We start from the raw sequence: 22,022 nt of genomic DNA, 5'->3' as shown, positions 1-22,022 counted from the left end.
GCATTGCATCCCCCACCTTCAAGTATAGCTGAAGTATGAACGTCTATGTCTCGGGCAGCCATAGTCTCACAGGGCGACTAGTTGTGCAAACTCGCCCGCGCCTATACGAGCCTCCTAAGGGCTGAAGTAATCACCGCTCTCAACCGAGGCTGAAGGCATCCTAGATACACTCGCATATCAGTGATAGCACTGACGCGGCTTAGATTAAGCAGTCCTACTTTTACCTATACTAAGCCACTCCTAAAGCAAGAGGCTGGAGCAGCTTGTTTTTCTATTACTCGCCGAAGGCCCTGTGAAAAACATTTTACCATCGCACCTGCCGTTTCTAAAAGGTATTTATGCGCTTGCAGTCCTGCTTGGTTTAAGTTGTAGCTTGCCGAGCCTCGCACAAGTAAAGGTCATTGAGGTGGACTCTGTTACAAGGCTGCCTAATCAGAGCATTCCGTTTGATGAGCCATTCATCCTTAAAATTCCAATTAAGTCGCAATCAGTTGCGGGAGTTACCCAGATTGAATTGATCAATCGCGCTGGCCTGATAGAAACGCTTGAACGTCGTCTAGCCAGTGGAGACTTTGGCTTTCATCCTATTCCAGTAGATGGATATAAGGTTGAGCCTGTAGGTAAAGTGCGCTACCTCACTATCAATTATGGCACAGTTTATTTATCTAGAAAACTTAATGTTTTTCGCGCTGAAAAAGCTCGTCGGCAGGCTCACTCTGATTGGCAGCAGGTTGAAAAGGAAAAAGGTGCAACCAGTCCTGAAGCCATCAAAGCGAAAATCATAGCTGGCAAGGCAGACTCGTCAGCAAAACACACTAAAGACGAAGCAGGTGACAATTATTATTTGTCACCTGGTAAGTCCTATGCTTTTCTGTGGTCAGGAGATGTAAGCAGTGAGGTGTGGGCACTTTTCGATCAGTACCGCCGCTACCGCACCGCACCAGATACTGCCACCGCAAATAAAGAGTTGAAAGAGGTTAGAAAGACATACGCTCAACTTATTGATATAAACAAGAAGGCAGTAGGGTTTAACATATATTTTGTTCCTAGTGAATTAAGTTCAAGCTTCTCTCCAACTGCTGATCATAAGAATGATACTATTCGCTTCAAGAACAGTTTAGCAGTTTGGTATAAATATCAAGAAACGAAGTTAGTGGACCGCTACACTGAACTGGAAGCTGCTGAGACCTTATTGAAGAACAAGATTGACACGCTTACTTTGCGATTCGGTCCTGTCGCATCTGCAACACATGCATATAAGCGGTTAAATTCTCTGCTTATTCAGGAGTCCCCAGAATTTGATTCCGGACTTAAGCTTTCTTATGCGTCGGCACCAGCTAAAGTGACCAAGCGCTTGATGAAGCTCCGTATTCTAGACAAAGGGGCTTACGAACGGCTGTTGAAAGGCTTGGAATCAATTGACTGCGACCAGTGCAAGCAAACCCAGGCCCGTCAATATGAAGCTCGCCTCACCAACCTCAAAGCAACTATTGTTGCTCTGGATGAACTGGCGGCTATGGCAAATTCATTCCCAACAGATTCAGCAGTTTTAAATCCAGCTGTCAAGGATCTGCAGAACCTCAGAACGAACCTGAGAACTGTGCAGCCTCAACTCGAAAACACAGCGAAATTCCGCCAGGCTTTGGGTATCAGTATTGCAGGCTTAGCTTCTTCCTCACTTCAGATAATTTCGGGAAACACCAATGTTGTAGGTTTTGAAACTCGTAATAAACTAAGCATTGCACCGGATTTTGGTCTGGTTACAACCCGTTTTACAAAGGAGGGCCGCAATAATCCATACTCGTTTCTGCCATATCTAGGCTTTAACGTTAATCTACACCCGATAAACAGAGAAAACTACTTTCGGTCGTATCCTCATCGCATATCACATTATCTGTCATTATCCATTGGATGGACGCTGGTTCAAATTGACAATGGGCCTAAGCAAACCTATAATCTCACTCAGGATTCAATCAGAAGTTATTTCAAAGGCAAGGGGACTTTACTCACTGGCGCAGGCTTCCGCTTAGGAAATGCTGCTCGCATAACAGCCGGTGGGGTGTGGTATTTTCAATACAAGCAGGATCCTGCTACTATGACTTATACAGGGCGTAATCTACGCGCTTGGCCTTTTGTTGGTCTTTCATTAGACATGAGCTTAACAACTCTTCTCAATGGCATAACAGACGTTTTTGGAGTCACACCGCGAGCCTTTACGCCCAAGCCAATACCTCCCGACCAAGTGTCTATTGCGAACTAAACTAACCTCTACTTACATCCTCTCATGACAACAGACCAACAGCTACTCGAAGTACACCTGAAAAAGGCTTTAACCGCTGCCCTTTCTACCTTGCGAAAAGGTAACCTTGCCGCTATTGACTCACTAAAGGATTTTAAAATCTCGATGTCTGTTCACGCTCCTGATGGTACAATGACAGTAGCTGACTTGGAAGTTTGCAACTGCAAGGGTAAAAAAGATGATGTTATAAAACCGAGGCCTTGTAGCCAGTGCCGCTAACCCTTGATCAGAAACGTCGAGCTAATTTTATATTCTACTTACAAAGTAGGTTCTCTGTCATACCACTTACCTAAGATTTTCTGCCAGGCATCTAGCACGGCCGGGGCCAGCAGCCGCGCTTTGTCCTTGGCATACCGGTCCGTCACGTCCTCATCGGCGTGCCCGAGCACAAGCTTAGCCAAAGCCTTGTTTCCGTTGCTCACCTGCTTTAGCAGCGTGCCTGCTGTGTGCCGCGCCGTGTGGGTGCTGATTACTTGCCAGATGGGCCGCCAGTTGTGAACCACTTTGCCACCCGTAATCAGCCGGTCGTCCCATTCCCGGTTGAGGCCTGCACCCTGCGCTATTTCCTTGATCCAGTCACCGCGCTGCTGCCAGTTGCGGGCCGGAAACTGCCAGCCCCAACGCTCACCGATTTTCAGGGCAATAGGTGGCAGTGGTACAGCCGCATCATTGCCCGTTTTTCCCTGCGCATGGAGTAGCGCGGGCACTTGGCTACCATCGGGCAGCGTCAGTGTGATTCGTTCACGCTTGTCGAACTTTTCCAGGTCTTCGTACCGCCGCCCGCTGAACAGTTGAAACAGCCACCGGTCCCGCTCTTCGGCCAAGTGCTCCGAAGTAGGCCGCCACCGGATGAGCTTGCGTACCTCCTCAATCTCCAAATCCAACTGCGGCGCGTTCTTGGCTGAGTATTGCAGCCACGCCATGTCCGCCTGCAGCCCCAGTTGCTCCAGGCATTTGCGGATACCTCCAAAATGCACTTTGATAGTCGCGTCTGACTTCTGCAGGTCCAGCAAGTGCTGCTGATACTCCTTCGCTACTCTCTGCGTCACCTGGTCCGGCCGCAGCTCCGGCCGCCAGCTTTCCATCATCGTAGCCAACTGGTCGTACTTGCGTAGCGAGTCCTTGGCCAGGTTGCGGTTTTCCGCTTTCCATTCCTCTAGCACCTGCCGGAAGGTGAGGCTAACCACGGGCGCGGCCTTTAGCTCGGGCTTCTCTTTATCAGGCACCAACTCTGCCGCCAGCGCAGCCTTGGGTATTCTCCCCGGACTTCCATTGTCAAACAACCGGTAGAAGGTATCCTCAACCGTTTTCCTGCGCGACATCAGGTGCGCGTTGATGTTAGTAGCTGTACCAGGGTGCGTAGGAACGGTGCCCATTTCCTTCGCCGTGAGCCTCCGCCCATCCAACGCCCGCTGCGCTTTGGTGTCCCATAGCACCTCGACTCCTAAACCGTTCGGGCCGGGCCGCTCCGGTAGCACCAGAACCCCGGCATCCATCTGCAGTTCCTGGCCGTGCCACCGCAATGTCATGCGCACCGGACAGTACCCGTGCTTGTTTCGGGCGGCAAGCCGAAGGTAAAACTGTATGCTGATGGTGCGCTTATAAAGGGTAGGAGTCAGCATCTGTTTGGCCTTTATCCCAGGTCCTGTCCCGGTACGTGTCCCGGTTTATGTCCCGGTCTTAGCCAAAGTTAATCGGAGATACTCGAAGATGCAAACTGCAATTATGCCCTAAATAGCTTGAAAACGAAGAATGCCCGCCGATAAGGACGGGCATTCTAGGTAGTGGCGCTCCCTCCTGGGCTCGAACCAGGGACCCTCTGATTAACAGTCAGATGCTCTAACCGGCTGAGCTAAGGAAGCGGTTATGGCGGCTTTTAGTGGCCGTTGCGGGTGCAATATTAGGGCAAAGCAAAAGGTTGTGCAAGCATTCCTCTAGAAAATATTTCAATAAAGAGCCTAATTGGTGATACTCAGTAGGTTTCCTGATATCGAAGTGTTGTACTGTCGGAGGGCGCGAGTGGCCGGCCCGCCTTGCACGCGGCCTTGCAAATCGAACTGGGAGCCGCAGCAAGCATCCTTCAGAAACAAGCGAGAGAGGTCGATGCTGACGCGGGCACAGGTATCGGTGACGCGGTAAGGGCAATTACGCTCGAAAGCGAAGTAAGTGCTGGCATTCTGCCGTACGATAATCAAACCACGAACTCCTCCGGTATGATAAACCGCGCCGTTATCGGCCCGCAAGGCCGTGTACTGCTGATTGGTGATGTTAAGGCTCTCCGAAAAGGTGACTATTGGTATCTGCGGCTCGACACGGGTGGTATCGGAGCCGCAGGCGACCAGTAGTTGACTGCCTAGTAAGCTCACCATAGCCAGGGCACGCCAAGTGCTTACAAGGGAGCGTAGCCGCGAATAGATGGAAGGTAGGTCAGTCATTCGCTTCAAAGCAAAAGGTTGATAGCTATACCGTGCGTTATTGCACTGCCTCGAATTGGCGCAGAAACCGCAGATCGTTTTCGGTGAACAAGCGCAAATCCTTGATTTGGTACTTGAGCATGGCAATCCGCTCGATACCCATACCCCAAGCGTAGCCAGAGTAACGCTCAGGGTCGATGCCGGATTGTTCTAGCACGGCCGGATCGACCATGCCACTGCCCCCAATTTCAACCCAACCGGTGTGCTTGCAGATGTTGCAGCCCTTGCCTTTGCAGATCAGGCAGGTGATATCAATTTCGGCACTAGGCTCCGTGAAGGGGAAGAAAGAAGGGCGAAAGCGCACCTGCAAATCATTGCCAAACAACTCCTGCACGAAGTAGTACACGGTCTGCTTAAGGTCAGCGAAGCTTACGTTCTCATCCACGAAGAGGGCCTCCACCTGATGGAACATCATGTGGGCACGGGCCGAAATAGCTTCATTGCGATACACGCGGCCAGGCATGATGCTACGGATGGGGGGCTTTTGGGTTTGCATCACCCGCACTTGCACAGGGCTGGTATGCGTGCGCAACAACCAATCTTGCTCGCCGGGTGTGCGGTGCACGAAAAACGTGTCCTGCATGTCCCGGGCCGGATGGTTTTCGGGAAAATTTAGGGCCGTGAAGTTGTGCCAGTCGTCTTCAATTTCGGGGCCTTCTTGAACGTTGAACCCAATGCGGGACAAAACACGCACAATTTCTTCGCGCACCAAATTGAGCGGGTGCCGGGTACCCAACTGGTTTGGTACAGCGGGCAGTGTGTAGTCGAAAGTAGGGTCGACGGGGGCGTTGCGGGTAGCAGCTTCCAACTCCTGCTGGCGTTCCTCAAAACGAGCTAGCGCCTGTTGTTTCAGCTGGTTCAACTCTTGGCCCACCGCCCGACGCTGCTCCTGCGGTACGGTTTTGAGTTGATCAAACAGATCGGCTAGCTGGCCCTTACGGCCGGTGTAGGCAACGCGAAACTGATCGAGCAACTCGGGCGTGCTCAGATCATAGGCTTCAATTTCGGCGCGTAGCCGTGTGATATTATCCTGCATAGTAGCGCAAAGATAAGTTTCTCTCGGCGGGTTTTTTGCTTCTAGTTAGGCGCAGGTGGCGGAGTAGTAGACGAGGAATCAAGCAAAAACAAAAACTCATCACTAAATAATAAAAGTTGGTACGGTTGCTGCAAAAGGCAGTTCTACCAGCGGCTTGCAGCCAGAACGCGGGGCGCCACCCGTTCAGCTGAGTTGATTCTGACGGCCTTTGAGCCGGCCCTCCTCTTTTATCTTCTCTTCCTCGTTGTCATGAAAACTTTCCTCCTTACCGCTTGCCTGGTGGCTGCCTCGGTTGGCGCTTCTTTTGCTCAAACTCAAACGTCGGTTGCCCCCGACCCTTGGCTGGACACGCCAACTTCTGCCGCTCCATCTAGCGCTACCCAAGATGCCGAAGCTCCTCAATATACCATGAGCTGGAACACGGCTCCCGGCCAAAGCCTGAGTTTGCACGGTAAGCCTACCACCGATTATTGGGGCCGCCCACTCAAAAAGAAATCAAAGAACCTAACTACCGTGGCCGCAAAGCAAGCAGCTTATGCTGAGCAGGAAAGTGCCGACCCAATGATGCAGTCATCGGGCGTTATGGTGGCTCCTGGCATGAGCTCGTCGCCTTCCCGTGGCGTAAGCACCGATTATTGGGGCCGGCCCCTAAAGAAAAAATCGAAAAACTCGGTTGCTGCAACAAAAACGACGGAAGCAGAGGCCCCAGTATTGTCTCACTCCACAACGGGGTGGTAAGCACAGCCGAGATAGATGGATTCTTCGTAAGTAGGAAATATCCAGATTTCACATAATCTTTCTATCATGCGCTTGTCTCCGTTTCTGTGCGTATTCCTAGCTTTTGCTAGCCTGTTACTTGCTTCTCCTATACAGGCGCAGCAAACTACCGGCGCCAAGAAGCCGGCTAACGGCTACCATCGGACCAGCAATACAAAAGCCAAGGCTCGTGCAGGGGCCTATGCCCGCTACGACCGATCAGGGCGGCGCAACGAGGAGGACATGAAGTTGGCACCCGGGCTGCGCCTGAATATGCCTAGCCCTCCCACTACCGACTATATGGGGCGGCCTCTAAAAAAGAAAGCGCCTAAGGTGGCAGCCACCAGCGCTACGTCGATGTCTTCGGAAAGAGCAATCCCTATCAAAGCTACCCCGGCTGCCACCAAAAAGGCTCGTAAGCGCTAAAAAGCCACTTGCGGCCTTTTATGACTTTAGCGTTTTTCCAATAAGTGCCTGCTTTAAATCCGAGAAAGCTTCGCCCCAGATAGGGCGAAGCTTTTGCCAATATTTGCTAGTAGCAAAGTTTAGCTGCGAGATGATTTAATTCTTGACAATAAGTGCGGGTAGGCATATCATACTTGATAGTCTGATCGTTAGGGGGGCAAACCTACTTGCGCGCACTTTTTGTAACCGATACTTTTCTTGTCAGGAACTTCTTGTTTTCTACGGCGTTTGAGGGGAAAGCGCATAAGCACTTTCTTGGATGTAGGAAGGTCTGTAACTTGCACAAACTATTTAAAGCCTTTACTGATGAATCGAATCTTCCTCCCGTTGCTGCTGGTTGGTGCTGTTTTTATAGCTTCTCCTTCGCAGGCTCAAACCAAAAAAGCCAAGTCTTCGGATGGCTGGGGCTCTTCTGATGGCTGGGGTGCCCCGGCTGCGGCGCCCAAGAAAGCTGCTACTTCAACCAAGAAAGCAACAGCTCCGGCTGCCACCGAAGCACCTGCTCCAGCTCCCGCGGCTGCACCCGCAGAAGCAGCGGCTGCTCCGGCCAACGAAATGACTTCCGGCAAAGGTGGGTTTGGGGGAGCCGGTGCGGCTGCAGCAGCTCCAGCTGAAATGCAGCCTGGCGGATCAGTAGTAGCTCCTGGTTTCACGGCCGCGCCTTCGCACCGCGTAACCACTGACTATCGGGGCCGGCCTATCGCCCCCTACATTCGTCGTAACGTACGTCGCCCAGACCCGGTGGTAGCCCCTGCACCAGCGCCTGAGCCTGAGCCAGCTCCAGTAGCAGAGGCTCCGGCCCCAGCTCCGGCAGCCGCTTCTGCCACCGCAACCAAAGCTTCGGGTGGTGCTGCGGCCGCTTCCAAGAAAACTACTACAGCTCCTAAAAAAGCCGCTCCTGCCAAAAAGAAAGATGATGGCTGGGGCTCGGGTGGTAGCGGCTGGTAAGCTTCTCTCGATTTCAACAGCAACAAAGAAGGCCCACCCGATACATATCGGGTGGGCCTTCTTTGTTGCATCAAAAACAGCTTAGCCTAGAAGCTTTTCGCTTACACAACTGATCTGGCAGCTTTACCCTGCTGCCGATACCGCAGCTTCGGCCGGTTCGGTTACTTCGGTGTTAACTTGGGCCCGGTAATAAAGCGTGCTGCAGTTGTCGGGACGCATTACTTCGCGGGCGGCAGCTTGCAGGTCGGTAGGCGTTACGGCTTGCAGCCGCGCGCTTTCCTCGTTCACCAAGTTTGCATTGCCCATCAGCTTGCTGTAGGCAAGGTTCAAAGCGCGGTGCAGCAGCTCAATTTCGCCGAATACGATACCGGCTTCAGCCTGATTCTTCACTTTTTCCAGCTCGGCTTCTGGTACCTCTTCGTCGCGCAGGGCTGCTACTACAGCCTCAACGGCGGCATCGGCCGCTTCGAGCGTGACGCCAGCGTTGAGCTTGCCGCTTATGACCAGCAAGCCCGGCTCTAAAGAACCCGTGGCCGTAGCAGAAATAGAGTTGAAAAGTGGCTGTTCCTTTACTAGCTGCTGGTACAGCCGGCTCGATTTGCCCCGGCCTAGTAAGTCGCCGAGCAAGTCGATGCTATAGTACTCGGGTGCCGTACGGGCGGGCATGTGGTATACCTTGTAAAGCGCGTCGAGCGGAACGTCGGCGGCAACTTCCAAAAATCGAGCTTCCGTCTGGCGGGGCTCTACGGGCAACTGCCGCTCGTAGCGAGAACCACCCGGAATCGGGCCAAACCACTTTTCAGCTAATCGTTGCGCTTCCGCTACCGTAATGGCGCCGGCAACCACCAAGATGGCGTTCTGAGGAGCATAGTGCTTTTTGAAAAAAGCGCGCACATCATCCATCACTGCGTTTTCGATGTGGCTGATTTCCTTGCCAATAGTTGCCCACTGGTAGGGGTGGTGCTTGTAAGCTAAGGGCCGAAGTTTCAGCCACACGTCGCCGTAGGGCTGGTTGAGGTAGTTTTGCTTGAATTCTTCAACTACTACTTTGCGCTGGACAGCCAACCCGTTTTCCGAGAAAGCCAAGTTTAACATCCGGTCGGATTCCAGCCAAAACCCGGTTTCTAGATTAGCGGCCGATACGGTAAGGTAGTAGTTGGTGATGTCGGGGGAAGTGAAAGCATTATTTTCTCCTCCTACCCGCTGCAGAGGCTCGTCGTAGCTTGGGATATTGACGGAGCCTGAGAACATGAGGTGTTCAAACAAGTGCGCAAAGCCAGTGTGGGAGGCTTCTTCGTCGCGTGAGCCAACATTGTAGAGTACGTCGAGCACGGCCATAGGAGTGGTGTGGTCTTCGTGTACAATGCAGCGCAGACCATTGGCCAAAGTGAATTCTTCGAAATGAATCATGAAAGCGAAGTTGTGAACAGATAATTGTCTAACTGCGAGTGTAGGTATTGGGTTCTGAGCGCAGTTGATCTGTAGTTAAGAACGTAACAGAGCGTGCCCTCAGGTAAGACAAAATATAAACTGCGCTCAAATCCTTACCAGCCCTCGTGGTAGTATAGCTTTTTGCCTTTCGTAATGCCCCAGTATTCCAGCAGCTGGGCATTAGTCTCCGAATACTCAGGCCTGTTTATCTTCCACCACGACATCACGGCGCACTCGGCGCTTACTCTTACTATCGGCTCGGTAGCCTGTGCCAAGCGCTCCAGGCCTTGGCGCTCACAGGTGTTGTTGTCCGTTAGAAATAGAGTGTCTGTTATCAGATAAAAGCTAGAAAGCACGACCAGCCAAGCTATATACCGGCGGCGGAACAAAGCGGGCAACTGGTGTAACAGAAAATAGCTGGATAGGCCATAGAAAAACATTATTCCCAAAATAATTGGCAGAATTGAGTCGCGACGAATAATGAGTGGTCGGTATTGACGGTAGCCCCCAAGAGGGAGTAGCAGCAAATAAACCAGAGCAAACAAACCAAGCCACCCGAAAATGCGAAGAACACGCTGCCGGCCTGGGCTAGGAGGGACTAATCGACGGACGATAAAACCGTTTATGAGAGCAGCTCCTATCAATATTGGCAAGCCTGGTTTACGAAATTGCCAAGCAATACCGGATGGAATGCGAGCGTACCGGTCCCATAGGGGTAGTACATGCTCACTGCTTTCCTTCTCGCTAAGTCCGATATAAAGTGAGTATAAGCAAAGTACAGTAAACAGCCCAAGCATTACCACTGGCAAAACAGGCACTTGCACAAGCCGAATAAGCCGCTGCCCTACTGACAAGCCGCTTCCAGATTGCCATTGACGAATAATCCAGTGCAAGGCTATGCCGAAAAAAAGCACTGCTACTACTCCTGTAATGATGGCGCCATTGAAAGCCAGCACCACCATCAACCCAACTAAGGCTATGCGTCCCGGCCAACTGATGCGTAGTGGCTGCCCATAGTAAGCAGCCTGATAAAAGGGCAGCAGCAGCAGCAGCAGCAACGTCATCGGAAACGCGTAAAAGAACGTGTACGTGATGGCCCGATCAATTATACCCATCTGGTCGTTATAGCCCGATATCTGGAACAGAGGAACTAGAAGTGCTATGGCCAGCCATATATTGAAGCGGCTAAGACGATACGTACCTGTAATATAAACTCCCAATATATAGAGTAGCAGTGCTTGCACGCCCACCGCAAACAGCGCACAGGCTGCGTATATGCTATTGATGGGATTGGTAATACGTTGCAAAGCAAACGGTACGGACTTGAAATAGGACACCATGGAGGCGTGCGCAAAAAAGCGGTTAGGAGCAACGTATACTTCATCGCGTGTTAGTGCTCCCCAACCAAAAGGATCCTGCAACACTTGTCGACAGTCAGGGGCAGGTAATACAATAGATGGTAAGTCGCCTTCTAGTGGTAGTTGATAGGCTTGCACAAATGTGTAGCCCAGGTCCAGCAGCACAAACAAGACCAGCAAAACGAACAGAGTACTTTTCTTCATTTACTAATGATAGCCAACTACAAAGTGGGCTTGTAAGCTGATGTGTGCAAGTTAGGTGAGCAACAACATGGAACTGTTGTACCAGCATCAGGCCCAACACAATATTGCGTTAAGCCTAGACCGTACTTCTTGCTTACTACCAACGGGTGGCTATCATTGAACTAACGCTCAATACTAGTAGGCCCGAGTCGCTGTAGGAGCAGCGCAGAGGTGTGCAGCAATTGTTGAAGTTGCAGGACGAGATAATTAGCAAAATACCGCTGCCATAAGCTCGAAATAGTTGGTAGGCAGCAGAATCTGAAACAGCGAAAGCACCCTGAAAAGGTGCTTTCGGCAAGGCAAGATAGAGAGAAGCGTAGGAGCTTTGCAACTGGGCTGGTTGCTGACGAAATAAGTGTCTCGACCGTAGCGCTAGACAACCAGTCAACTGTTAAAACTGCCCTCGCACACCTACTTGCCACACCCGTGCCACCGGATACACGCTAGCGTCGCGGCCAGCATACAGCGGTGAGGCCCCGGCGCTGCTCACATTAGGATCGTAGCCGTGGTACTTGCCTGTCACGAGTAAGTTCTGGCCGCCCACCCACACGCTGGCTTTGCGCGAGCCGGTGCTCAGTAGTTCGTAACTGATACTAAGCTGCGAGAGTCGTACATGGTTGCCACTGGCTAGGCTGCGGCTAGTGAGCTGATAGATAGAGGGAAAAGCAGCACTGCCAGGCTGTGGCACCAACGTGTTTTGGTTGGTAGCAGTCCAGTAGTTGAGTGCCTGGAAGGTGCTGTTGCCAATGCCAGTTGGGGAGTCAAGCAAGGCCAGGGTGGAATTGAGCAGCTGGTAGCCGAACAAGCCGTCCAGTTGAGCTTCTAATTGCCATTTCTTTAAAGCAAGCTGCTGGTAGAAGTTGAGCGTGTAGCGGGGCAGGCCCGTGCCTTGGTACTGGGCGTCAGCCATGTCTATCCGACCGTCGTTGTTTTGGTCGCGCAGGCGAACCTGCCCGGCTCGCGCCGAGCCGATGGGGTAGATGCCATCTTGCTCGTACAGCAGAAAGCTACTAACTGCCTTGCCCTCTTCCAGCCCCAAATAGACTGGGGATGTCCTCAATTGGTCCTGTGGCTCGTCTACTTGGTTGTGATTGGTGGCAACCGCCAATCGGCTTGTTCCTGCCAAGCTATTCGCCTGCCAAGTGCTGCCTAGCGTCAGTTCTAGCCCTCGGTTCCGAAGGTCGACACCAAGGGGAAGAGCTATAGTACTCGGGTTACTGCCAGATCCGGGCAACGTTGCCACTACTACTGTACGGGCACCCAGGGTTCGGCGCTGGTACACGTCTGCGTCCAGCGTTAGCTTTTCTTGTAGCAAGCTTAGGTGCAAACCAGCATCAAGTTGTGTGGTTAGGTCGTAAGAGGGCTTATCAACGAGGGTATTATTTCCGATAATAAAGGGCTGTAGCAGGCCGTCGGTAGTGAGGCTGCTACTGGTACGGCCCGCGCCGGCTTTGAGGGTGAGTGTATTCAGGCTCGGTACGGCCCCCAGAAACTTCTCCTTACCGATATGCCAGCGTATTTCGCCGCCCGGAAACCAACGGGAATCTGAGGGTGCAAAATTATCTTTCAACCAAATGTCGGTTCGCAACGCGGCTTGCAGTTCGTAGCGGCCGTCGTATGCGTAGGTCAGGGCGGCTGTGGGGCTGTGGGTTGGGAACAACTCCTGCCGCGAGGTAGCACCGAGACTGCTAAACGCATTGCCGTTTTGATTGGGATTAATAGTTTCCTGTCGCTGAGTATAGCTGGTTTCGCACTTGTATTGCTGGCGCAGGTAGCTTAGGTTAGCCGTGAGAGTATGCCGCTCGCGCAAAATGCGCTGGTAGTGCATTTCCATACCTGCCATCCAGCTTTTCGAGTCTACTTTCGACGTATCCTGCCGCAAAATTCGGCTGTTGTTGTCTGGGGAATTGTAGTTAACACTATACGCGTCGTGGGTAAGAGCTTGCTCGCGGCTACCGAACAGGCGCAGCGAAAAGCCGGGTGCGAACTGGTAGGTAGCCTGCAACTGCGCCAGCAGCCGACGGGTGCGGGGCGTATGTCCGGCCGTAGCCACGTCGCGCAGCGGATCGGGCGTTACGCTACCAGTGGCGTTGCGAGCGGGCACGGCCGGGCTCGCCAACAAAATATTTTGCAGCAGCGGCCCGGCGTCGGGCTCGTAGCCGGGCTGGCGCTGGTCGAGCTGGCTGGCGGCTACCCGTACGCCAACCGTCAGCTTGCTGCCAAATTGTTGCTCCAGATTAGTGCGCAGGCTATAGCGACTCAGACTGGAATTGATTAGTACACCTGACTGGCGTAAATAGTCGGCGGCAGCATAGTAGCGGGTGCGGCGGGCCGTCAGGCCATTCAGGCTGAGATTATGGCTCTGAATGGCGGCAACCCGAAATACTTCGTCTTGCCAGTCTGTTTCACGCAGGTTACTCAGATCAGTAACTGAGTAGGGCGCCGGACGACCGTTGTTAACGGCCGCCACATTAATCAGGTCGGCGTACTGGCGTGCATCGAGCAGATCGTAGCGCTGGCGCACCTGCTGCACGCCGCCCCAGCCTGCGTAGCGCACCCGTGGCGCTTGGGTGGAGGCAGTGCCATCGGCCCCGCGCCGGGTGCTGATACGGATAACGCCGTTGGTGCCCTGGGCGCCATACAAGGCGGTAGCCGCTGCACCCTTCACCACTTCTACCAGGTCTATATCCTCCACGGGCAGGTCCAGCAGTGGATTGCTGACCGGCGAAAAGGGGCTTGTTGTCGTGTTACCGAAATTAGGCCCGTCTTGCGGCCGGTACTGAATGCTGGTCCACCTTTCCGGCGTCATATTCAGGTTATACACCGGCATACCGTCTACCACGTACAGCGGTTGGCTGTTGCCCGTTACGTTGGCTACACCTCGGATACGCACTGTGCTCCAGGCGCCTGGCGCCCCGGAGTAGGGCGTCACTTGCACCCCGGCTATCCGAGTGAGTACGGACTGAACGGTAGTGAAAGAAGGAAAGATAAAAGGCGTTATAGTTGTCACTACACCAAGCGTGCAATAGACTCTGTATCCTGGGTTCAGCTTGGCTGCGAGACTGTCTGGGGCGTCTAATTTAACGGAAACCAGGCGCTGGGTAAGTGAGTCGGGACGTTGCGCATGGGTGGCCGTAGTTGTGGCCGTCAGCAGGAGAAGAGTAGCGGGTAGAAGTTGGGGCATAGAATAGTATTAACCTGTGTTATAAAACAGTAAAAGAGCACATTAAGGGTTGCCGCGAGCAAGGTAAACAGAAGCGTAGCGCTGTACAAAACCATGGCAGGAGTTCACTCTGTTCATTGCGTTAATGCCAAGGCTTCGGAAGCAAAGTTGTAGTTCTTGGTGTTGTTATGGCGCAACCCTACAGTAGAATATAGCAAGGTTAGATAAAAATTTTGCCAGGACTAGCATGGCGCCAAACCAAAGCCGACACAAGCGTGGAGTGCAGCATCACAACAAAGGCAGCAGTCATAAGTGAGGCGAAAACTCGTTGCATGGCCACAGGCGTAAGTTGGGCCGTTTGATGTAACTAGCATAAATACCAATGAAGGTGTTAGTCTTGAATTGCCCCTGTCCCTGCTGCTTGTCGGATCGAACGGTATGATCTATCCTCCCTACGACCCAATCCGTTACTTTTGGCCCCGACATATAGCCTACCCGCCCCGCCCTATGCATTTCGACCGTAAAGACTATTCCAACGAAACCCTTCTGTACCTCTATCAGCACTTGCTTAAGCCGCGCCTGATAGAAGAGAAAATGCTCATCTTGCTCCGGCAGGGTAAGATAAGCAAGTGGTTTTCGGGCATCGGGCAGGAAGCTATTTCGGTGGGGAGCACGCTGGCTCTAGAGCCCGACGAGTACATTCTGCCGCTGCATCGCAACTTGGGGGTGTTCACGGGCCGCAACGTGCCGCTCGACCGGCTCTTCGCGCAGTGGCAGGGCAAAACTACTGGCTTCACCAAAGGCCGCGACCGAAGCTTCCACTTCGGTTCCAATGAACACCACATTGTGGGCATGATCTCGCACCTCGGTCCTCAGTTAGCGGTAGCCGATGGCATTGCGCTAGCCGATGTGCTGGATCGCAATCAGAAGGTAACCGTAGCCTACAGCGGCGACGGCGGCGCCAGCGAAGGTGACTTCCACGAAGCGCTCAACGTGGCCTCCGTGTGGCAGCTGCCCGTCATTTTCATCATTGAAAACAACGGCTACGGCCTCAGTACGCCCAGCCGGGAGCAGTTTCGCTTCAATTACTTTGTTGATAAAGGACCAGCTTACGGCATGGAAGCCCTGCAAATCGACGGCAACAACGTGCTGGAAGTTTATGACACCGTGCAACGGCTGGCCGAGGACATGCGCCGCAACCCCCGACCGGTGCTGCTGGAAGCGCTTACCTTTCGGATGCGCGGCCACGAAGAAGCCAGCGGCACCAAGTACGTGCCGCAGGAATTGTTCGAGGAGTGGGCGCAGAAAGACCCCGTCGAGAACTATGAAAAGTGGCTGCTGGCGGAAGGCATCCTAGACGAGGAAGCACGCATGCGTTACCGCCACACAATCAAGCGCGAAATAGAGGAAGGCTTGCGAGTAGCCGACGAAGTGCCCATGCCTACCGCTAGCGAGTCGGAAGAAGTGGGGGATATGTACCGCACTTTCCTAGCACCCAGCCAAAGCCCCGCCACCGACGCACCTACCACCGACAAACGCTACGTAGATGCTATTGCAGACGGCTTGCGGCAGAGCATGGAAAAATACCCGGAACTGGTGCTCATGGGCCAGGACATTGCCGACTACGGGGGGGTATTCAAGATCACCGAAGGCTTCGTGGCCCAGTTCGGAAAAGCACGAGTCCGCAATACTCCGCTCTGCGAATCAGCTATTGTGGGTGCCGGATTAGGATTGAGCGTGAAGGGCAAGAAAGCCATGGTGGAAATGCAGTTCGCTGATTTTGTGACCTGTGGTTTCAACCAGATCGTAAACAACTTGGCCAAAAGCCACTACCGCTGGGGCCAAAACGCCGATGTGGTGGTGCGCATGCCCACCGGGGCTGGTACGGCGGCTGGCCCGTTCCACTCGCAAAGCAACGAAGCTTGGTTTACGCACACGCCTGGCCTGAAGGTAGTCTACCCCAGTAACCCCCACGACGCGAAGGGCTTGCTTTGTGCCGCTATTGAAGACCCTAATCCCGTGATGTATTTCGAGCACAAGATGCTCTACCGTAGTATATCCGGCCCGGTGCCCGATGCCTACTATACCACGCCCATTGGCAAGGCAGCTTTGGTGCGCGAAGGCGAGACGCTCAGCATCATTACTTACGGGGCCGGCGTGCATTGGGCCTTGGCGCTGGCGAGTGAGCTCCACCTCGATGCCGACATCCTGGATTTGCGCACTCTGTTGCCTTGGGATGAAGAAGCCGTGCGCCGTACCGTTAACAAGAATGGCCGGGTGCTGCTACTGCACGAAGACACGCTCACGGGTGGCCTCGGCGGCGAGCTAAGCGCCTGGATAGCCGAGCACTGTTTCGAGCATTTGGATGCTCCCGTTCTGCGCGTCGCGTCGCTGGATACGGCCGTTCCTTTCTCGCCCAATCTGGAAAAGCAGTTCTTGCCGCTGCAGCGTTTGCGCGAGACAGTAGAGAAGTTGCTGAATTATTAGATAATTTCGGTAATTAGAATGTTGCCGTTATAGATGACTGTAGGCTCGTAGGCATTGCATGTTAAGCACTTGAGCTAGTCATAAAGTAGTTTGCCTAAATGTTCTATATCAAAGTCGCTACTCGATAATCAATTCCTGCTACTTAAAAATACTAGGTGAAATGAGGTTAAGAAGTGTATTAGCTTATATGCTGAGCGCCATGTTGCTCTTGGCTTCCTGCCAAAGTCACCGCTATGCGCTGCCTAGCCCGAAGGGGCCGCCGCAGCCGAAGGTCAAGAAAACGGCCAAGAAATCGGCCGACCAAAATGCGGACGGCAGTGATGTAAGCGCCGAGCCGGTGGAAGTGAAACCACAGAAAAACAGCTACGATAAAAACGGCCTCCTAAAGAAACCGAAGTATGAACACCGCCGGCTTACGCACAAAGTTGGACAGCGTAAGTTTCTAGGTTTCGTATTGCCCTTCTAGAATCTGGCAGGTAGGTGTGGCTGCTGGTTTAGCGGCGCTCCGTAAGTATTAGTATCTGTTTGGATAGATTCTTGTTCACAAACAGCTCCTCAATTTCTGCTCTCTTTTTTCTCCCCATCCATGCGCGTCTTTGCTTTGACCGTGGTTTTGTTGCTAGTTGGTTTCAGCGCTTCAGCTCAGATTAGTGAGCCCAACCAGCGCGCCGTCAACCGTCGTGCTTTACGAGACGCGCACAAATACCCGGCACCCTACAAAGACTCGCACTTGGCAGTAGATAAAGCAGCGCTCAAGCGCGGCGACGGAGGCCGCCCCGCAAAGCCCAACGATGGCCGGCAGAAGTATAAGTTCGATAATACAGGGACGGCCCGCGTAAGTGAACCTAGTACTATTAGTCTGCGTCTGCGTAAGAAGACAAAGACCACTAGTAATTAACCTTCATTTCTTCCCATGATACCCTGGCAACCTCTTACCCAAGCTGAGCAACTGCAAGACATAGTGCGCGAGTCGCACGAGCAGCCCGTGCTCATCTTCAAGCACAGCACCACTTGCTCGATTAGCGCTGCTGCCAAAGGCAAGCTGGAGCGCCAATGGGCCGAGGCAGGCCTTGATGATACTAAGTTCTACTACCTGGATTTGCTGCGCTTCCGTCCGATTTCAGCGGAAATTGCGCAACAGTTTGGCGTGCGGCACGAGTCGCCGCAGCTCTTGCTTATCAAGGATGGGGAATGCCTTTATAATGCCTCGCATATGGGTATTCGGCTGAGCGAGGTGAAAAGCGTAGTGGGCTAACTTGCCAACAAGCGCAGAAAGGCTGCCACGCAGCACCAGTAGCCAGCTTTTAGAAGATAGACTGCCTAGCAGAAAATCTTCTAAAAGCTGGCTACTGATCTTAAACTCATTTACTTATCCTGCGTATTCGAACTGAACCTCTTGCCGGATTTCCGGGTTCAAACTAAGGGCCACCGGGCAGGTGCGGGCAGCGTTTTCCAATACAGTTCGCTCTTTCGTGCTTAGGGTAGCAGGCAAATGAAACTGGACGTCAATCTGCCGGATACGGCGAGGGTCAGCCGCCATATGCTTGGTTACTTCGTAGGTGACGCCGGTCAGATTCAAAGCAAGGCGTTCGGCCACGATGCCCATAATAGTCATCATGCAGCTGCCGAGGGCGGCACTCACTAGGTCGGTAGGCGAAAAAGCTTCGCCACGACCATGATTATCGACCGGTGCGTCGGTAAGAATGGTATTGCCGGAAGCAGTGTGAGTGGCTTCGGTGCGCAAATGGCCGGCGTAGCGGGCGGTGGCTGTGTTCATATTTAAGGAAGTAAGCTAGTAAACAAGATGATGCCAGCAAATTTACGTACTTTCGATAGGGTGGCCCTTAAAGCCCCCAACTGTTCTGTTTCTTCGCTCACCCTATCCCCCCGGTTTCCCTTGCGACGTCTACTTTCACTAACCGGCTTGTTGACCGTTTTTACGGGTTCCGCCGCTCAGGCGCAGAGCACTTTGGCTTCGCCCAATGATGACCCTTCGTACCGGAAGGAGTTTGTGTACGGCGTCAACTTCAACACCAGAGGCGGTCTTATTGGTGGTGTTTCGGTACGCTCTTCGCGGGTGCTCTCCGAAAACTGGTCGCGCTTCTGGAGCATTGAGGCGGTGGAAGTGAAACACCGCAAAGAGGTGAAAGTAGCCAGCTACAACGGCAGTTCCTTTGTGCTCGACAAAGCGAACTACTTTATTGCGCTGCGCCCTTCGGTGGGCGCGCAGCGCGTAGTGTTCCGCAAAGCTGCCGAGTCGGGTGTGCAAGTGAATGCTTTGATGTCGGCGGGTCCGTCCATTGGCCTGTTGATGCCTTACTATATCAATTACGATTACACAGAACGCATAAACGGACAGCCCCGAGGTGGCGGCGAGATTATACGCACCGAGCAGTACGATCCGTATATCCACCTCGACGAAGCAAGGATTCGTGACCGGGCCCCGCTCTTTACGGGAGCCAACGAAACCAAACCTTATATCGGAGCCCACTGGCGCGGCGCGCTTAGCTTCGAGTATGGCCGTTACCGCGACGCCGTGGCAGGAATAGAGACGGGAGTGTTATTGGAACTCTACGGCAAGCGACCCGTGATTCTGCGCTCCCGCGACGTACCCGACAGCCAAATCAACAACCGCTTCTACCCCTCGGTGTACCTGACTATCTACTTGGGGTCGAGAAGTTAATTTCTAGAAGCAAGAGCTTAGAAGTGAGAGGTAAGACATGTTCTGAAAGAGCTTTTATAACTCATCGGAACAAATCTTGCCTCTCACTTCTTGTTAGGTGCTTCGTAGCTCGTGCGGTACCTGGGATTTAGCGTTGTCTTGCATCGCTACGTTCTGACTTCTGAGTTCTATAGTATCTTTACTACATGGATGATTTGCTGTTAACCTTGCCCATAGTGCAACCACAGGTGCCCGTACCTGCCAAGCCACGCAAGCCCGATTGGTTGCGTGTAAAGTTGCCCGTGGGCCCTGAATATGCCGCCGTGCGCCGTTTGGTGGACGAGCACAAGCTCCATACCATTTGCGAGAGTGGCAACTGCCCCAACATGGGAGAATGTTGGGGAGCCGGCACCGCTACCTTCATGATTCTGGGCAACGTGTGTACCCGTTCTTGCTCGTTTTGCGCCGTGGCTACCGGCCGCCCCACCGAATACGATACCGATGAGCCCCGCCGGGTGGCTGAAGCCATTCAGCTAATGGGTGTGAAGCACGCCGTTATCACCAGCGTCAACCGCGACGAGCTCAAGGACCGCGGCGCCAGCATCTGGCACGAAACGGTAGTGCGCATCAAGCAATTGTCGCCCGAAACTACCATAGAAACGCTGATTCCGGACGTGAAAGCCAACTGGACAGCGTTAGAGTTGATGATTGCCGGTGGCCAGGAAGTGGTGTCGCATAACATCGAGACGGTGGGCAGCCTTTACCGTCTGGTACGCCCGCAGGCCAAGTACGAGCGGAGCTTAGAGCAAATCCGGCGCACCAAAGATGCCGGTAAGCGCACTAAGTCGGGCATCATGCTGGGCCTAGGTGAAACCAAGGACGAGATGTACCGCGCTATGGACGATTTAGTGGCGTATGGCCTCGACATTCTAACGCTGGGTCAGTACCTACAGCCCACTAAGCGCCACCTCGAGGTAGCCGAGTTCATTCACCCCGACCTGTTTGCGCATTATCGAGAGGAAGGCTTAGCTCGTGGCCTCAAGTATGTAGAAAGTGGCCCCTTGGTACGCAGCAGCTACCACGCTGAGCGCCACGTGAACGTACCGATTTAGTTAGCCGGCACAGTAGGCGTCGTTTCGCCAGATTACCACAAGGACCAGTTGTTCGCAGCTGGTCCTTTTTTGCTGCTAGAGCAGGTTACGGTAGGATACCGATGTTAAGCCGTCTACTCATATTTGCAACAGCAGCTATAAGCACTAGGTACCTGAAAAGAACCGCAGGGAACTCGCAAGGGTGGCTAACCACATCAAAGCCCGACGTGCCTCAGATAGGCATCGTTATTAACATACAGGATGTAGGCTTTCTTGGTGGCAGGAGCAAGTTGCAGGTTTTGTTGAGCGGCGGCCAAAAGGCGGCGGCTTTGGCGGCCCATGCGGTTACTCCAGAACACCACTACCGTGTAGTCGGCAAACGACTGCATGGCTTGCACGCGGCTGCCGTCTACGGTGCGCAGAAAGGGCGCCAGCTCCGCAAAGGAAAGCATGCTGTCGGCGGGAGCCTGGGTAACGGGCGGAAACACTTCCAATTGCCGGTCGTGGTTCCAGTCGAGATTGGGGAAGCCGCCGGCGTAGCGGTTCACGTAATAGGATATCAGTCGGCCGGCGCGGTTGTAGTAGAGCAGCTGTAGTGGCTGCGCGTGGTTCATAGCTACTTCCTGGAGCCGCAGGGGTTGGCGTTTCAAGAATTCGAAGTAGCTGACATCCAACACAAAGCTTTTGCCGGGAACTACCCCCACGCCATAATCTTGGGCGTATTCGCGCACCTGCGGCACGTCAACCGTCTCTGAGCGGCGCATGCCATACACTCCTTCTGCTACGGTGGTGCAGCTTGTCAGCCCCAGGCTAGCAAGCATGAGCAACGCGGCAACTGGCCAGTTAGGAAGGGCAGAGGAAGTCATAACATAAGGTACAAAAAAAGCCTCTTAAAACTAAGAGGCTTTTTACCTATAAAAGGTTGTCAATAAGGCTACTCGTTAGCGACGAGCATTGGCGTCGGTGGGTGGGTAGTTGCCCAGGATGCCGTTTACAATGCGGTGCACTTCTTCTTCGGAAATGCTTTGGTTATCGACCTGTGCTTGGCCAGTGCCACGCCATGTTAGCTCTTTGCGCTTGGCGTCAACTAAGTCGATAATAACGGTACCCGCTTTGTATTGCGTGACGGGCGAATATAAACCGCGGTTGTAAAGGCCGTAGCCGTAGTAGGGGTAGCCGAGGCCGTTGTAGTAAGGCGAAACCTGCTGTTTCTCCTCTACTTTGGCGCTGTAGGCAATAAACAAGTCGGCATCCTTCTCGACCCGCGTTAGACCTTTGGCAGCAAGCTCGCGCTCTACGGCTGCTTGCAGGCGCTGGTCCAAAAACGACTCGTAGCCTTTAGCAGGACCACCTTCTGCATCTACCGTTTGCTGTGGGTACCAAGCCCACGTTTTGTAATTACGGAAATTGACCGAGTGGTCGAAATCAGAAGTAACACCAACTCGGGAGGAAGTAGCGCAACCAGTAACACCCAGTAGCAGCGAAAAACCGATAGCCATGTAAGCAGCTGGACGGGCAAATAAGCGAGTGATGGAGTTCATGGGTATGGATCAGTATGAAGAAAGCTGCAACTACTTGGAAAACCGCTCTCAGCGGCTCGGTTCGCACC

At 53.3% G+C, this 22,022-nt stretch carries 20 protein-coding genes and 1 tRNA gene; 11 read left to right on the top strand and 10 right to left on the bottom strand.

Translation table 11 applies throughout. From position 1 onward, the window contains the following. The first annotated feature begins 292 nt into the window (after positions 1-292). Together VF639_RS23605 and VF639_RS23600 are read left to right on the top strand one after the other, a co-directional pair. Positions 293-2,260 (top strand): hypothetical protein, encoded by a 1,968-nt coding sequence (locus VF639_RS23605; RefSeq protein WP_331148421.1) that lies wholly within the window; start codon positions 293-295, stop codon positions 2,258-2,260. Between the two features lie 24 nt (positions 2,261-2,284). Continuing rightward, complete coding sequence (locus tag VF639_RS23600; RefSeq protein WP_331148420.1) at positions 2,285-2,518, top strand: hypothetical protein; 234 nt, start codon at positions 2,285-2,287, stop codon at positions 2,516-2,518. Positions 2,519-2,556: 38 nt separating this feature from the next. On the opposite strand, the gene VF639_RS23595 is transcribed toward VF639_RS23600, so the two are convergent. The 4 genes from VF639_RS23595 to pheS form a co-directional block, all read right to left on the bottom strand. Then, positions 2,557-3,921, bottom strand: a complete 1,365-nt coding sequence (locus VF639_RS23595; protein ID WP_331148419.1) for a site-specific integrase — start codon at positions 3,919-3,921, stop codon at positions 2,557-2,559. Between the two features lie 163 nt (positions 3,922-4,084). Beyond that, positions 4,085-4,161, bottom strand: a tRNA-Asn gene (locus tag VF639_RS23590). Positions 4,162-4,257: 96 nt separating this feature from the next. Further along, on the bottom strand, positions 4,258-4,734 hold the full coding sequence (locus VF639_RS23585) for a Rieske (2Fe-2S) protein (RefSeq protein ID WP_331148418.1): 477 nt from the start codon (positions 4,732-4,734) through the stop codon (positions 4,258-4,260). A 37-nt stretch (positions 4,735-4,771) separates the two neighbouring features. Continuing rightward, the gene (gene pheS, locus VF639_RS23580; RefSeq protein ID WP_331148417.1) at positions 4,772-5,809 is read right to left on the bottom strand and encodes a phenylalanine--tRNA ligase subunit alpha; all 1,038 of its coding nucleotides are present in this window, start codon (positions 5,807-5,809) and stop codon (positions 4,772-4,774) included. A 249-nt stretch (positions 5,810-6,058) separates the two neighbouring features. Here pheS and VF639_RS23575 point away from each other — a divergent pair, with 249 nt between their 5' ends. From VF639_RS23575 to VF639_RS23565, 3 genes are all read left to right on the top strand, one after another. After that, a complete protein-coding gene (locus tag VF639_RS23575; protein WP_331148416.1) occupies positions 6,059-6,547 on the top strand; it encodes a hypothetical protein in 489 nt (162 codons plus the stop codon). 66 nt (positions 6,548-6,613) lie between these two features. Then, entirely contained in the window at positions 6,614-6,991 is a 378-nt protein-coding gene (locus VF639_RS23570; RefSeq protein WP_331148415.1) for a hypothetical protein, read from the top strand. A gap of 345 nt (positions 6,992-7,336) precedes the next feature. Then, entirely contained in the window at positions 7,337-7,978 is a 642-nt protein-coding gene (locus VF639_RS23565) for a hypothetical protein (RefSeq protein WP_331148414.1), read from the top strand. A 123-nt stretch (positions 7,979-8,101) separates the two neighbouring features. Here VF639_RS23565 and VF639_RS23560 read toward each other — a convergent pair whose 3' ends face one another. From VF639_RS23560 to VF639_RS23550, 3 genes are all read right to left on the bottom strand, one after another. Further along, positions 8,102-9,388 (bottom strand): M16 family metallopeptidase, encoded by a 1,287-nt coding sequence (locus tag VF639_RS23560; RefSeq protein ID WP_331148413.1) that lies wholly within the window; start codon positions 9,386-9,388, stop codon positions 8,102-8,104. A 134-nt stretch (positions 9,389-9,522) separates the two neighbouring features. Next, positions 9,523-10,947, bottom strand: coding sequence for a hypothetical protein (locus tag VF639_RS23555; protein WP_331148412.1), 1,425 nt, complete (start codon positions 10,945-10,947; stop codon positions 9,523-9,525). A gap of 454 nt (positions 10,948-11,401) precedes the next feature. After that, on the bottom strand, positions 11,402-14,194 hold the full coding sequence (locus VF639_RS23550; protein WP_331148411.1) for a SusC/RagA family TonB-linked outer membrane protein: 2,793 nt from the start codon (positions 14,192-14,194) through the stop codon (positions 11,402-11,404). 486 nt (positions 14,195-14,680) lie between these two features. On the opposite strand from VF639_RS23550, the gene VF639_RS23545 reads away from it, so the two are divergent. From VF639_RS23545 to ytxJ, 4 genes are all read left to right on the top strand, one after another. Continuing rightward, positions 14,681-16,660 (top strand): alpha-ketoacid dehydrogenase subunit alpha/beta, encoded by a 1,980-nt coding sequence (locus VF639_RS23545; protein WP_331148410.1) that lies wholly within the window; start codon positions 14,681-14,683, stop codon positions 16,658-16,660. A 199-nt stretch (positions 16,661-16,859) separates the two neighbouring features. Further along, positions 16,860-17,126: a hypothetical protein gene (locus VF639_RS23540; protein WP_331148409.1), complete on the top strand. Its 267-nt coding sequence runs from the start codon at positions 16,860-16,862 to the stop codon at positions 17,124-17,126. Between the two features lie 120 nt (positions 17,127-17,246). Then, positions 17,247-17,558: a hypothetical protein gene (locus tag VF639_RS23535; RefSeq protein WP_331148408.1), complete on the top strand. Its 312-nt coding sequence runs from the start codon at positions 17,247-17,249 to the stop codon at positions 17,556-17,558. A 15-nt stretch (positions 17,559-17,573) separates the two neighbouring features. Further along, positions 17,574-17,915 carry a bacillithiol system redox-active protein YtxJ gene (gene ytxJ, locus VF639_RS23530; protein ID WP_331148407.1) on the top strand — a complete coding sequence of 114 codons (342 nt, stop codon included), beginning with the start codon at positions 17,574-17,576 and terminating at the stop codon, positions 17,913-17,915. Positions 17,916-18,029: 114 nt separating this feature from the next. Here the strand turns inward: ytxJ and VF639_RS23525 are convergent, their stop codons facing one another. Beyond that, entirely contained in the window at positions 18,030-18,437 is a 408-nt protein-coding gene (locus VF639_RS23525) for an OsmC family protein (RefSeq protein ID WP_331148406.1), read from the bottom strand. 120 nt (positions 18,438-18,557) lie between these two features. Between VF639_RS23525 and VF639_RS23520 the strand changes: the two genes are divergently transcribed. Next, complete coding sequence (locus tag VF639_RS23520; protein WP_331148405.1) at positions 18,558-19,343, top strand: hypothetical protein; 786 nt, start codon at positions 18,558-18,560, stop codon at positions 19,341-19,343. Positions 19,344-19,528: 185 nt separating this feature from the next. Next, positions 19,529-20,434, top strand: a complete 906-nt coding sequence (lipA, locus tag VF639_RS23515) for a lipoyl synthase (protein WP_331148404.1) — start codon at positions 19,529-19,531, stop codon at positions 20,432-20,434. Between the two features lie 194 nt (positions 20,435-20,628). On the opposite strand, the gene VF639_RS23510 is transcribed toward lipA, so the two are convergent. Together VF639_RS23510 and VF639_RS23505 are read right to left on the bottom strand one after the other, a co-directional pair. Beyond that, positions 20,629-21,279 carry a hypothetical protein gene (locus VF639_RS23510; protein ID WP_331148403.1) on the bottom strand — a complete coding sequence of 217 codons (651 nt, stop codon included), beginning with the start codon at positions 21,277-21,279 and terminating at the stop codon, positions 20,629-20,631. A 75-nt stretch (positions 21,280-21,354) separates the two neighbouring features. Then, a complete protein-coding gene (locus VF639_RS23505) occupies positions 21,355-21,954 on the bottom strand; it encodes a DUF4136 domain-containing protein (protein WP_331148402.1) in 600 nt (199 codons plus the stop codon). Positions 21,955-22,022 lie beyond the last annotated feature (68 nt).

The organism is Hymenobacter sp., from assembly GCF_036387835.1.
Classification (GTDB): domain Bacteria; phylum Bacteroidota; class Bacteroidia; order Cytophagales; family Hymenobacteraceae; genus Hymenobacter.
This window is presented reverse-complemented; position numbering and strand designations above follow the sequence as displayed.